The 13,054-nt window shown below is 50.9% G+C and carries 13 protein-coding genes; all 13 read right to left on the bottom strand.

Annotation, left to right across the window (positions count from 1 at the left end; translation table 11 throughout):
* Positions 1-19: 19 nt before the first annotated feature.
* Positions 20-1,330 (bottom strand): ribosome biogenesis GTPase Der, encoded by a 1,311-nt coding sequence (gene der / locus OXB_RS11770; RefSeq protein WP_041074502.1) that lies wholly within the window; start codon positions 1,328-1,330, stop codon positions 20-22.
* A 107-nt stretch (positions 1,331-1,437) separates the two neighbouring features.
* Positions 1,438-2,580 (bottom strand): 30S ribosomal protein S1, encoded by a 1,143-nt coding sequence (rpsA, locus tag OXB_RS11765; RefSeq protein WP_041074501.1) that lies wholly within the window; start codon positions 2,578-2,580, stop codon positions 1,438-1,440.
* An 81-nt stretch (positions 2,581-2,661) separates the two neighbouring features.
* On the bottom strand, positions 2,662-3,243 hold the full coding sequence (locus OXB_RS11760) for a lysophospholipid acyltransferase family protein (RefSeq protein WP_041074500.1): 582 nt from the start codon (positions 3,241-3,243) through the stop codon (positions 2,662-2,664).
* On the bottom strand, positions 3,240-3,917 hold the full coding sequence (gene cmk, locus OXB_RS11755; RefSeq protein WP_041074499.1) for a (d)CMP kinase: 678 nt from the start codon (positions 3,915-3,917) through the stop codon (positions 3,240-3,242). Before cmk ends, OXB_RS11760 begins: the two co-directional genes overlap by 4 nt.
* A gap of 125 nt (positions 3,918-4,042) precedes the next feature.
* Complete coding sequence (locus OXB_RS11750; RefSeq protein ID WP_041074497.1) at positions 4,043-4,687, bottom strand: flagellar brake protein; 645 nt, start codon at positions 4,685-4,687, stop codon at positions 4,043-4,045.
* Positions 4,688-4,857: 170 nt separating this feature from the next.
* Entirely contained in the window at positions 4,858-6,144 is a 1,287-nt protein-coding gene (locus OXB_RS11745; RefSeq protein ID WP_041074495.1) for a PepSY1/2 domain-containing protein, read from the bottom strand.
* 90 nt (positions 6,145-6,234) lie between these two features.
* The gene (gene sleB, locus OXB_RS11740) at positions 6,235-7,026 is read right to left on the bottom strand and encodes a spore cortex-lytic enzyme (protein WP_173426010.1); all 792 of its coding nucleotides are present in this window, start codon (positions 7,024-7,026) and stop codon (positions 6,235-6,237) included.
* A 69-nt stretch (positions 7,027-7,095) separates the two neighbouring features.
* The gene (prsW, locus tag OXB_RS11735; RefSeq protein WP_041074492.1) at positions 7,096-7,779 is read right to left on the bottom strand and encodes a glutamic-type intramembrane protease PrsW; all 684 of its coding nucleotides are present in this window, start codon (positions 7,777-7,779) and stop codon (positions 7,096-7,098) included.
* Positions 7,780-7,817: 38 nt separating this feature from the next.
* Positions 7,818-8,795, bottom strand: a complete 978-nt coding sequence (locus OXB_RS11730; protein WP_041076686.1) for a YpdA family putative bacillithiol disulfide reductase — start codon at positions 8,793-8,795, stop codon at positions 7,818-7,820.
* An 18-nt stretch (positions 8,796-8,813) separates the two neighbouring features.
* On the bottom strand, positions 8,814-9,506 hold the full coding sequence (locus OXB_RS11725; RefSeq protein ID WP_158333695.1) for a metallophosphoesterase: 693 nt from the start codon (positions 9,504-9,506) through the stop codon (positions 8,814-8,816).
* 181 nt (positions 9,507-9,687) lie between these two features.
* On the bottom strand, positions 9,688-10,362 hold the full coding sequence (locus OXB_RS11720) for a LysM peptidoglycan-binding domain-containing protein (protein WP_041074488.1): 675 nt from the start codon (positions 10,360-10,362) through the stop codon (positions 9,688-9,690).
* 183 nt (positions 10,363-10,545) lie between these two features.
* Positions 10,546-11,985, bottom strand: coding sequence for a RecQ family ATP-dependent DNA helicase (locus OXB_RS11715; protein ID WP_041074486.1), 1,440 nt, complete (start codon positions 11,983-11,985; stop codon positions 10,546-10,548).
* Positions 11,963-13,024: a helix-turn-helix domain-containing protein gene (locus OXB_RS11710; protein WP_052483997.1), complete on the bottom strand. Its 1,062-nt coding sequence runs from the start codon at positions 13,022-13,024 to the stop codon at positions 11,963-11,965. Before OXB_RS11710 ends, OXB_RS11715 begins: the two co-directional genes overlap by 23 nt.
* Positions 13,025-13,054 lie beyond the last annotated feature (30 nt).

The raw sequence follows: 13,054 nt of genomic DNA, 5'->3' as shown, positions 1-13,054 counted from the left end.
GCTGGATGTGGCGATTAGATCAGCTTCTCGCCCGTGTTATGAGACGGATCGGCGTCCCTTCAAATCCGAATGATTCCCGTAGACGATTTTGCAAAAATCGTTCGTACGAGAAGTGCATCAATTCCGGTTCATTGACAAAGACGACAAATGTCGGCGGCTTGACGGCCACTTGAGTGACATAATAAATGCGCAAGCGTCGCCCTTTGTCGGTCGGAGCCGGATTTCGCGCTACCGCATCCTCGATCACTTCATTCAGGACGCTGGATTGGATGCGCATCGCATGGTTTTCGCTGATCATTATTATTTTTTCGAATAAACTATGAACCCGCTGTTTCGTTTTCGCGGAGACGAACGCGACCGGCGCGTAGTCAAGGAATTGGAAATTATCCCGGATGTCTTCGGTGAAGCGGATCATCGTCTTGTCATCCTTTTCAACAGCGTCCCATTTGTTCACGACGATCATGACGCCCTTCCCGGCCTCTTCTGCATAACCGGCAATGCGTTTGTCCTGCTCCCGGATCCCTTCTTCGCCGTTCAGGACGATGAGGACGACATCGGAGCGTTCGATCGCTTTCAATGCGCGCAGCACGCTATATTTCTCGGTGTTCTCATACACTTTCCCTTTTTTGCGCATCCCTGCCGTATCGATGATTTTGAACTTCTGCCCCTCGTATTCATACGTCGTATCGATGGCATCGGTCGTCGTGCCGGCTACATCGCTGACGATGACCCGGTCCTCGCCGATGAAGGCGTTGACGAGGGAGGATTTCCCGACATTCGGCCGGCCGATGAGGCTGAAACGGATCGTATCCTCTTCCACTTCCTCTGCGCCCGGTTCAGGGAAGCTGGCCGTAACTTGATCGAGCAAGTCGCCCAAGCCGAGCCCGTGTGAACCTGAAATCGGATAAGGATCTCCGAAGCCGAGGGAGTAGAAATCATAGATCATTTCACGCATATCCGGGTTATCGATTTTATTCACCGCCAAGACGACGGGCTTTTTCGTTTTGTACAGGATTTTCGCCACTTGCTCGTCCGCATCCGTGACGCCTTCCCGGCCATTCGTCAGGAAGATGATCACGTCCGCTTCGTCGATGGCGATCTCCGCCTGGGCGCGGATCTTTTCCAGGAACGGCTCGTCCCCGATATCGATCCCACCTGTGTCAATTATGTTAAATTCATGGGCAAGCCAATCTGCCGAACTGTAAATGCGATCGCGGGTCACGCCCGGCACGTCTTCCACAATGGAAATCCGCTCGCCGACAATTCGGTTGAATATCGTGGATTTCCCGACATTGGGCCTTCCGACGATTGCCACTGTTGGTTTCGTCATACGTTACCATCCTTCCAGCTTATCTTCTGATAGTATACACAAAAAAAGATGATGATGCCCGTACAAGCACCATCACCTCAAAGAATTTGATTGTCACCTAAACCGGGTCATTCAGAGAATTTCTTCAACTGATCTCCGATGACGTCGCTAATGGAAAAGCCTGATGCTTCTTCTGGCATTTCATAGTCGCCGTAGTTGTTATCCTCTTCTTTTTCAATCAAGTCTTTGATGCTGAGCGATAGACGTTTTTCATCCGCATTGACATCCAGCACTTTGACTTGGACTTTCTGGCCTTCCTGCAACACATCATGCGGTGTGCCGATATGTTTGTGGGAAATGCGGGAAATATGGACAAGCCCTTCGACACCCGGAAGAACTTCAACGAATGCGCCATAAGAGACGAGTCGTTTGACGACGCCTTCGAAGATCGAACCTTTCGGCGCCCTCTCTTCGATTCCTTCCCAAGGGCCAGGCAATGTGTCTTTGATGGACAGGGATATCCGCTCCGAATCCCGATCGACGGAAAGGACCTTGACATTTACCTTGTCCCCTTCTTTCAACACGTCGGCCACTTTGTCGACATGTTCATGGGACAGTTGAGAAATATGGACAAGTCCGTCCACGCCGCCGATGTCAACGAAGGCACCGAAGGAAGCGAGTCGTTGGACCGTCCCTTCCATCACTTGACCGGCTTTCAGGTTCTCGAGAACTTCGTCTTTCTGTGCAGCTTTCTCTTCTTGGATCACGGCGCGATGTGAAAGGATCAAGCGGTTCTTCTCTTTATCCATTTCAACGATCTTGAATGTCATCGTGCGGCCTTTGTATTCATCGAAAGATTCGACGAAATAGTCCTCGACAAGCGAAGCCGGGATGAATCCGCGGACGCCGAGGTCCACGACGAGTCCGCCTTTGACGACGTCCTTCACTTCCGTTTCGATGACTTCCCCACTGTGGAATTTCTCCTCCAAGGAGTCCCATGCGTCTTCCGCATCGATTTTCCGTTTCGAAAGGACATAATTATCCTCTTCCACTTTGATGATGCTCAACTCAAGCTCTTGGCCGACCTCCACGGCATCGGAAGCCTTTTCAATATGAAGGCTGGACAGTTCGCTGATCGGAATGACACCATCGAAAGGTGCTCCTGCAATTTCGACCGTTACCGATTTATCTTCGATTTTCGTCACCTTTCCGGTGACCCGATCTCCTTCATTATAGCCTGTTTCAGTTTCAAAGTTCATCTCTTCAGTCATTATGTAGTCCTCCTCCATAAAGATCCTAACTCTATAGTATGCGAATCTATCCATAAAAACAAAAATTTACCCTTGCATTCTTCATTTATTTTGCTGCTGGAGTTTACGGATTTCCTCCATGATGGCTTCCGTCACCTCTTCTGCGGAGGCCTTGCGCTCACGGTAGGGGGTCATATCCATCGGTTTCCCATAGACGACCTTCAATTTCCGGAACGGTGCGTAGGGACCGATGATGGCGCACGGGACGACGGCGGCATCGCCTTTCAGTGCGAAAAAACCGGCACCTGCCAATCCTTTGCCGAGTTCCCCGGTTTTGCTCCTGGTCCCTTCCGGAAATAGGCCGACGACTTTTCCGGAGCGGAGATGCTTCAGCGTGTTCCGGAAAGCTTCCCGGTCGCTCATTCCCCGTTTCACAGGATATGCCTGGAGGCTTGGAAGGAGATTCTTCAACACCGGCGCGTGGAAAAGCTCTTCTTTTGCCATGAAGTGCACCGTCCGCGGGCAGGTGATGCCGACGACAGGCGGATCGAAGTTATGGATATGGTTCGTACATAACAAGACGCCGCCTTCTTGCGGAAAATGCTCCCTGCCGATCACTTGGATGCGGAACAATGGATAAAAAAGCGTGCTGACGACCGCTTTTCCGAACGGATACAGATTCATCGGACCATCCTCTCTTCCGCCAGCTCCCTGATCTTTTCCACGACATCCCCGATAGCCATCGAGGTGGAGTCGATCAGAATCGCGTCTTCGGCCTGCCGAAGAGGGGATGCTTTCCGTTCACTATCCGCCCGGTCCCGCTCGCTTATATCAGCTTGCAATTGCTCCAAAGAGGTATGGATGCCGCGCCCGTCATTTTCTTTGAAACGCCGCAACGCCCGCTCTTCCACCGAAGCAGTCAGGAAGATTTTCAACTGCGCTTCCGGCAATACATCCGTGCCGATATCCCGGCCATCCATGACTACGCCTTTATTGGTCGCCAACTGGCGCTGTTTGTCCACCATCAACAGACGGACGGATGGATGTGCCGCGACTGCCGATACCGCTTTCGTCACTTCTTGGGTACGGATCGCTTCCGAAACATCCTCTCCATCCAGCAGAACGGCTTGCCCTTTCGCAGATGGGAGCAGATGGATGTCCGTATGCAGCAACAAGCGCTTCATCGCATCCTCGTCATTTATATCTATGTGATCGATGAGCGCCTTATGCGTCAATGCGCGATACATCGCCCCTGTATCAATGTACGTAAAGCCCAGTTTCTCGGCCGCCATTTTGGCAACGGTGCTCTTCCCCGCGCCCGCTGGACCGTCAATCGCAATTTGAATGCCATTTACCATATCATCTACCCCCGTAGTCAATTCGAAAACATTGTATCATATCGAAAAGGGAAAAGTCCCGTTCACGCAGACTTTCCCCTTTGTATGGATCTTGATCGGAATGAAAAGCATTTCAAATCCGTCTCTTACGATTCCCGGTTTCTCGATTGCAATTGCCGTTCGAAACAGAAACGGATGATATATTGCCTGTCGACGGCTTCGATGTCTTCGAATTGAAAGGAGCCGATCGTGCGGCCGTTCTTCTCCCAGATGCGGACCGCTTTCGCAAGGGTCCGGACATATTTGATTTCTTTATCCAGGAAAGGGAGGACAATTGTCATATTGACGACATCCCCGTCCCGGAATGGGACCTTACGGGGGAAATTGAGGGCGATGCCGCCCGCGCTCAAATCCTCCGCTACGAACTGGCTGAACCCTTCTTCCGTTTCTACCGCCACGTCGATTGCAGTTTCCACTCTGACGAATTCGCGCCGCTGGATTTTGTACAGCTGATCGTCTCCGGGATACGACAGCTTCAACATGGGGATTCCTTTATTGAGCCGGCCGCATACTTCTGTCTTGAACGCATACGAAATCTTATTTTGGTCAATGAACGTAACGAGCAACGTCGTTCCGTCAATGATGAAGGTCGTCCGGCCCGTTTCGACATGGGTCGGATAATCGATCATGACGTGATCGTCCCCGATATCCACTACCTTGCTTTTATATTTTTCGCTGTCTTTCGTATATTCCTTATCAATCAAAATGATCGTACCGACTGTCAATAGCATTGTAAACACCCGCCATCCTGAAATCATCCGAATACCGTTTCATGGCATCGATCCGAATCGGTCTGCACATGACTAAGGTCGCAAGCCGATATACAATACCATACCACTATTCCTATTTCCATTATGGCATGTCGGGAGGGAAATTCCAATATGGATTTTGGGTGCCCATGCTAATCCAACTTCTCGGTTTTGATCACTTCTGCTGTTTCCGTATCGACGACGACGGCATAGGTGCCCGGTATGCCGTGTTCATCGGATAGGACTGTCAAATAATGCGCCAACCGTTGTTCCAGCTGTTTATTCTCCACGTAGGCGAGTTCCTTTTTGACGATTTCAACGTCCGAATGGAAAAAAGTGTTCCAGTCGATCTCAATGATCGGTTGTTTAGTTGTGTTTTCCTTCCGGATATACTCGGAGGCATCCAAACCGACCACATTCGCATTGTCTTTGGCCACTTTCAAGTGGATGACATCCGAAAAGACCTTCGCGTCGTATCCCGGTTCGACGCGCACATAGACGAGGTGCCAGACATTGTGATTTTCCCGTGCTTCTTCTAGCACTACGTCACGATAGCCGGCAGCTTTCAAAAAGCGTTCCGCATTCCGTTGAATATCTTCGAAGGGCAGCTCTTCCCTGCCGAAAGGTCTCTCGGCCAGAAAAGAAAGGACGTGTCCACCCTTTTTCGTAATGTCGACATAGCCGATCGACTCGTCTTCCGCAAAGCGGATATGGTAGAAAGGATAAGGCGACCCTGCCTGACTTGAACCGACTTCGACGATTTCATTGGAAACGGAAGGGAATAATTTTTTGAAGCGCTCCACCGCTTGTTCCCGTGTCACTTCGGCATCCTTCATATTCCGGAGCTCTTTCTTTTTCTGGGAATCCGATTCGCTCGCCGTCAACGGAAAATCGCTTTCCGTGTATTGTTTCAGTGTATTGCTCATCTTCGACCAATCATGGCCGGATTTCGTATCGTTCAATCGATCCGTCCATCCGTCCATGGACAATCTTCCACTGACCATGCCAGCGGTCGCCACTTGCCATTCACTCGCCAGCTCGCCTAAGTTTTTGGACGCTTGCCTCATCACTTGATGGAATTTTTCAGGGTCATGAGTGCCCTCGCCTTCCTTGGCATAATTGCCCAGGCGCCCTAAGTAGTTCATCCATGACGTTGAAAAGCCCGGATCTAACGGTAAAGCGGAGATGGAGCTCTTGATATCGGAGGATAACCGCCAAATATCTTCTCTTGCTTGTGTGGAGCCATCCGATTCATTGAATAATAAAGTCTTCTTGACTGCCGTGTCGAGTTCTTCCAACTTTTCCGAGGCGTCGGCCATTTTTTTCGCGTATTGCCCGCTCAGCGCGAGGGCCAGCTTTTCACTCTCCGTCGTTTTGCCATAGGCATAAATCGAAATGGCTGCAATGGCGTACACTAGAACGAATATTGTTTTTTTCATATGTCGGCAAAATGATACGTCGGAATGGTAGATTTCCCGCTCACCTTTGCCTGCCTCCTCTCATTGCCGTTGTCATTACCGTCGTCCGAATCACATGCAGAAAATATGAAGCCCGATTTTTTTGATTTGCGGGCGCGACCAGATCCATTTGCTTGTCGCCGTGATCGGATTGAAATAATAGAGGGCATTTTCAGATGGATCCCACCCGTTGATGGCATCTAGGACCGCTTCTTTTGCCCGTTCATTCGGCTCCAGCCAGATTTGCCCGTCCGCGACCGCCGTGAAGGCGCCCGGCTGGAAGATGACCCCGCCTACCGTATCAGGGAAATCGGGATGTTCGATGCGGTTCAAGATGACCGCAGCAACGGCTACTTGCCCTTCATACGGCTCGCCGCGGGCTTCCCCGTAAACCGCATTGGCCAGAAGCTTCAGGTCCTGGTCGGAATATTTGGCGGGCAATTGAATCCGGTCTTTTTTGGCACCGCCTTGGGACACTTGCGATGATAACGGTTTACTTCCATAATAGGTGAATTTGTTACCTTTCCGTATGTTGTCTTGTACAAATTTCTCATCATACTGGGAAGCAGCCGTTAGTTTCTTCTTCGTTTGAGCTCCCGCAATCCCATCGACCGGCAGACCGAATTTCTCCTGGAAATTCCGCAGTGCCCAATAGGTCGAATATCCGAATTTCCCGTCAATGGCTCCATGATAATATCCGATATATTGGAGTCTTGCCTGGAGTTCAATAACGTCGTCTCCGTTCGCGCCCCTTGCCAGATCGCGCGCGCTAAAAGCATCGATTTGATTTGGAGAAGTGGCATACGCTGTTCCTAGTAAAAGGACGATGGCCACCATCCGGATCACCATTCGTTTCACTTGCATTCCTCCTTTCCCTCAGCTTGCCCAAAGAAGGGATTTTTATTAAAAATAAAAAATCCCGCCGGGGCGGGATCAGTCTTGGTTGATTCGAGCTTTTCTTCTGAATTGGCGCATCGCGAAGGTATGCGCATATTTTACCCGGGTCAAGCCGAACCACCAGAGGAACAGCATGAAGGGGATGATCAGGTATAACCAGATGTCGTGAATTAGCAGGATCGTATTATATACACAATGGAGGAAGTACGGTGCGAGGAACGCGATGAAGAGCGCCCAACGTTTATTGGACTCGACCGCGAATTTGGCTCTTCCGATATAATACCCCATGACGACCCCGAACAACGCGTGGCTCGATACCGGCAGCAAGGCGCGGAGGAAGGCGGTGTCCATGCCGAACGTCAGCAAATAGATGATGTTCTCCACCGTCGCAAATCCAAGCGACACACTCGCCCCATACAAAATACCGTCGTACACATCTTCGAACTCCATATGCCGGTAGATGGCGATCAATAAGATCAGCCATTTGAAGAATTCTTCCAACCCGCTCGTGAAGACGACAGCCTGTAGGAATTCACTGGAAAATACATGTTCTTCTTCGAACACGTATTGAATGAACAAAATCGGGAACGTCATAATCGCCCCGTAGATGAATGTATGGAACAACGTGCGGGACGGCTCTTTGGCAATCTGTTTGCGCAAATAAAAATAGCTGAAGAGCGCCAAACCAGGCGCAATCGCCACAGTGAGCAATATGAACATGGATGGCCCCCTGTCTCAGCCGGCAATCGAACCGAAGCCTATTCGCTTGCCGTTAGTTGTTTTTTCGCAATGTCCTCCGCAATCAACCCTCCATGGAATCTGCCATTCTCGATGAAAATCCGGTTGGCGTCATTTCCGGCTGCGATGACTCCGGCAATGTAAAGGCCTTCCACGTTCGTTTCCATCGTCTCTTCATCAAAAACAGGACTGCCGCTCGTTTCATCAATTTGAATGCCGATCTTTTTGAAAAAGTCATGATCCGGATGGTAGCCGATCATCGCAAAAACCGTATCGTTTTCGATCGTGAACAGCTCATCACCTTTCCGGATCGTCACTGAATCCTCGGTGATCTTCTCGACGGTCGCGTTGAAATGCATCGTAATCGCTCCATTGCGGACCAAGCTGTCGAACCCTGGCAGGATCCACGGTTTCACGCTTGGGGAATAGTCGGAACCGTGGTAGACGACTGTCACATGCGCACCGGCCCGCTCCAATTCCAGAGCCGCATCCACCGCGGAGTTCTTCCCTCCGATGACGACGACCTGTTTTTTGAAATAGGGATGCGCTTCCTTGAAATAGTGATGCACTTTCGGCAGATCCGCCCCTTCCGCCCCCAAGCGGTTCGGATTATCATAATATCCAGTCGCGATGACGACATGCTTCGCCTCGTATTCCGCCTTGTCGGAAACGATGCGGAAACGCCCCTTCTCTTTTATGACGTCCAACACCTTTTCATGACTGTTGATTTCCAACTCCTTCAGCATGGCGACCTGCCGGTAATAAACGAGTGCATCATTGCGTTTCGGTTTTTCAGACGCCGTGATGAACGGGATATCGCCGATCGATAATTTGATGCTGGAGCTGAAAAAAGTCTGATGGGTCGGATAGTGGTAGATCGCATTCACAATCGTCCCTTTTTCGATGATCAAAACATCCAACCCTTTATTCTTCAATTCGATGGCTGCCGACAGACCACATGGCCCGCCACCGACGACGATTGCATCTTTCACTATCATTTTTTGCATTGCACTCCTTCACTGCAAATCCCCATACTTGATCTTGATGACATGGCATTCGGGATCGGCCCCCAATCGGAAGGGGACCGTGGACGTGCCATAGCCGTTGCTGATCAATTTCGCCCGCCCGCCTTCTATCCAGAACTTCCCCTTATCTTGGATGCCGAGCTTGCCAAGACGGATTTGGCCACCATGGGTATGGCCCGCCAACAGTAGACAAGGCTGGTATTGCCGCTCCACCTTGCGAAATACGGACGGTGTATGAGTGACTAAAATACTATATTTTCCTCTATCAATATAACGTAGAGTGGAATCAATATCGACCTTTCGGCTCGACGGATCATCCGTCCCGCAAATCATCCAATCCGGATGGCCTGGTACGGGTGCTGCCCGATTCTCCAAAATGACGCAGCCATGGCGAGCCAAAATATCCCGCATCAGCGGTTCCCCCACTTCCCGATCATTGTTACCCCAAACGAAGAAAAGCGGACCCAGCTCGGAAAGCCGTTTGACATTCTCATCGATCCGACGGGGCGGCACCCCTCTTTCCGCCAAATCCCCGCCGAGGATGACAAGATCGAACTTCCCGGCTTCCCGTAATTGGACGAGAAGTTTCTCATCGATTTCCCTGCGGTGAATATCCGAAATGAAAAAGACCGATAATTCGCCCTCCCCGCCGCGGGTATCGTTGACCGTCATTTCATGGAACATGACATTTCTCCGCTTGGCATTTACGTACATATAGGTTAGGAAACCGACCATAAGAGAAAAGAGTGCCCCAACTATCTTGCTTCCCGTAATGACGCACCACCTTTATGATTCAGCAAATTGTTCCGAAAACGCGTGCAAAAAGGCAAAGTGCGCACTTTGCCTTTTTAGTTTCTGTTCTATATCAAGGAATGATCAACTTTTGCCCTACTTGGATAGTATTCGACGACAGGCCATTGGCGCGCCGGATTTTCTCCAAATTTGCATCCGAGCCCGAGCCGTAATAGTTTACAGCAATCCGGTACAATGTTTCACTCGCAGCGACAACATGTGTTTTGCCGGTGGCCTTGGGCTGTTCCGGCTTAGGGTCCGCTTTCGGCTTTTCTGCTGGCTGCTCCGGTTTCGGAGGTGCCGGTTTCGTTTCCGGCTGCGGGTCTGGCTTCGGTGTGGAAGTCGGCTCCTTTGCTGCCTCAACCGGTTTTGCCGGTTCGTTTGAGGTGCTGCCTGTTTTTTCCGCTAATGTTTGCTCATCAGGATCGGACTTTTCCGCGGCTGCATCTTTGCTTTGCGGTTCCGAACTGTCGATTTCAAACCGTACGCCGGAATCCACCACCTGGGCGGATGTTTTATCATCCGGTGAATAAAAATCGGAGATGACATACACTAAAATTCCGACCGGAATGAGAGTGAAAAGACCAAGGATGACATTGAGCAAGAGATGATTGGATTTCCTTTTCGGATTCCGTTTTGTGCGATGCAATTCGACACGGGATGGCAAACGTCCAGTATCATCCTCTTCCTCCAGGCTAATTTCCTTCCGATGTTCTTCGAATTCAGCTTTGAAATCATCTTTATCCATGTTACATTCTCCTATCCCGTCGTGCTGTTCCTCTTATTATGACGAATTTTGGTTGAAAAATCAATCACTCGCCGCATCTCGCCTCTTCCGCAAGCTATGCTGTTTCGGTGTTTTTCATCTCGATCGGACATTTTCCGACACACTTTAAAATCCCTTGGCAGAAACAGTAGGGAATCCCACCTATCACCCCAGCAACTTGGTGAGTCTTTCCTCCCACCCCATCCACTCTGGTCTCGCCTCTCCCATTGTATCGTCCCGAATCCAGTCATCTTCTTCGATTCCACAAACAGAACAGCAGGCCTTCGGTTTCATTTCACATGTTTCGTCGAAAAATGACAAAAGTTCTTCACGAATGCACCGACCGGAATGCAATAAGTGAATCATCTTCTTCAGCTCTCCTACCTTTTCCCCGCGCAAAGCTTCCATCCGGGCATTGACCTCTTCCACCGGCCATTGTTCCAAATAGAAATCGATCACCCGTTTTCCCGTTTCGCTGAATCCCGCCCGATTCGCAGCGTCTTCCGGTGCCATCCCTTCTGAAAGCAATTCCGCATAGAGGCGCACCTCGCCGGGACGCGGCAAGTCTTCTTCAATGATGAACCGGATCTTCTGCCCATCCTCTTCCGAATAGAGCAACGTCGCCGCCGATTTCTTGCCGTCCCGTCCGGCGCGTCCCACTTCCTGGATATAGCCCGAAATGGATTGCGGTAGATGTTCATGGATGACTTGCCGGATATCCTCTTTATGTATACCCATTCCGAAGGCATTTGTCGCACAAATCCAATCCAATTCCCCATTGATAAATTGTTCTTGGATGAAAGCCCGGTCTTCCGCTTCTTTTCCCGCGTGATAGGAGGCGATCGTCCGGTTCGTATCCTTCAGTTCAAGCGCGAGTTCATCGGCCCGCTTCCGGGAAGCGACATAGATGATCCCGGGACCGACCGTCTCCCGGAGCCGCTTCCGCAACCACCCCGTTTTCTCCGACTCCGAATTCAACACGGCAAGCGAGTAGGAGATGTTCGGACGGTCTATGGACTGCCGAATGATTTCAGGCTCCTGCAAATGCAAATATTGCCCGATGTCCGCCGTCACCCGACGATTCGCCGTAGCCGTCAAAGCCAGAATCGGCGGACGTTCCCGCAGGCTGTCGAAAAAATGGCCCAATCGTAAATAATCAGGACGGAAATCAAACCCCCACTGGGAAATGCAATGAGCTTCGTCTATCGCGATGCAGCACAACGCGAGTTCACGAAGCTTCCTTCTGACATAAGGCTGGGTGAGCATTTCCGGGGATAGGAAGATAAATTTATACAGATGCAGCTGGTCAATGATCCGCTTTTTATCGGAAAAGGAAAGGAACGAATTTAATGCCACAACCCGCTTTTCCCCGTTCTTCTTCATGATTGCCACTTGGTCCTCCATTAGAGCGACGAGGGGCGATATGATGAGGACGGCTCCTTCCTTCAAATAGGCGGGCAGTTGATAGCAAAGCGATTTCCCCATGCCGGTCGGCAAAATCGCGATCGCATCCTTCCCGTCCACGATATGCCGGACGACGTCTTCCTGACCGGGCCGGAATCTTTCATACCCGAAATGGGCTTTAAGTGCTTTCCGCAAATCCATCCGATCCCCTCCCTGTCCGCGCGCCTAATATCAAACGCAATTGAAAATAGGTCAATGAGTCGAACTCCATCTTTAAAGGACGGAGCCGTTTCGTCCCGAGTTCTTCCGCTTTCCCTACTACCCTGTCGACCGCTTCCTCCGGAACAAATTGGAATAAAGGGAAGGCGGGGTCATTCATGGCCATCTCCACGAGATGGTCTTCGATCGTGCTCATCTTCAATCGGCGGGCTGCCGCAATCTCCTCCATCCGCATGCCGCTGTCGAACATCCGCTTCGTTTCACGTGAAGAATCAGTTAAATAAGAAGTCACTTTGATATTTTCCGCCATGAAATGCAGGAGGGGCAGATCCGACGATGATTCGATCACCCCCAAAATCCGATGCAACCCCTCTATGAACGAAAGGTGGACATCGAAAGGATCCAACTGAAACCGTTCCCCCAACTGGTCCCACGTCCAGCCGCTCAACCGGTAACCCGCCAGCCGGTGGATAAAGATCTCCTTTTGGCGCTCGTCCATCCCGCTTCGCCGCAGCACCTGCTCCACCTCATCTTTGAGCCGCCGGGCAAAGGCAGGATCCTGGATGTCCGTCTTGGCGAGGAGCCGCCTGACATGATGCTGGATGTGCCGATCTTTTTGAACAGGCAAGAAGGAAGACTGCCCGGCCCGGAAATGGGATATTGTCTGGACGGTCAGCGATAGCCTTCCGAAAAAGATCATCTCCCTCCCTTGATAATCCATCCCGCTGAAATGGAAATCGGGCAAACGCTCCGCCGCCTCCCTTCCCTTCGCGCTCAACGAGATAAACGCCTCGGGAGACGCCGCAATAAGACCGTCTTGTCTCAGGACTTCCACCGCTTTGTCGAATTGCCCGGCCGGCAACTTCGGCAAGAGGCCGAAAAAGCTTTTCACTCCATAATATTTCACATCTTGTAATGTCTGGCCCGAGCGCTTGCCCCGCAACAGATGGAAACTGGCAGCCATCGTACGCTCCCCATCCATCCTACGTAAAATTCCAAGCAGAAGCATCGGTAGATTCAATGATCCATCCCCCTTTCACCGAGCGTAGTC

The sequence above is a fragment of the Bacillus sp. OxB-1 genome (assembly GCF_000829195.1).
Lineage (GTDB): Bacteria > Bacillota > Bacilli > Bacillales_A > Planococcaceae > Sporosarcina.
The sequence above is the reverse complement of the archived record's forward strand: the minus strand, read 5'-3'. Positions and strand labels throughout refer to the sequence as shown.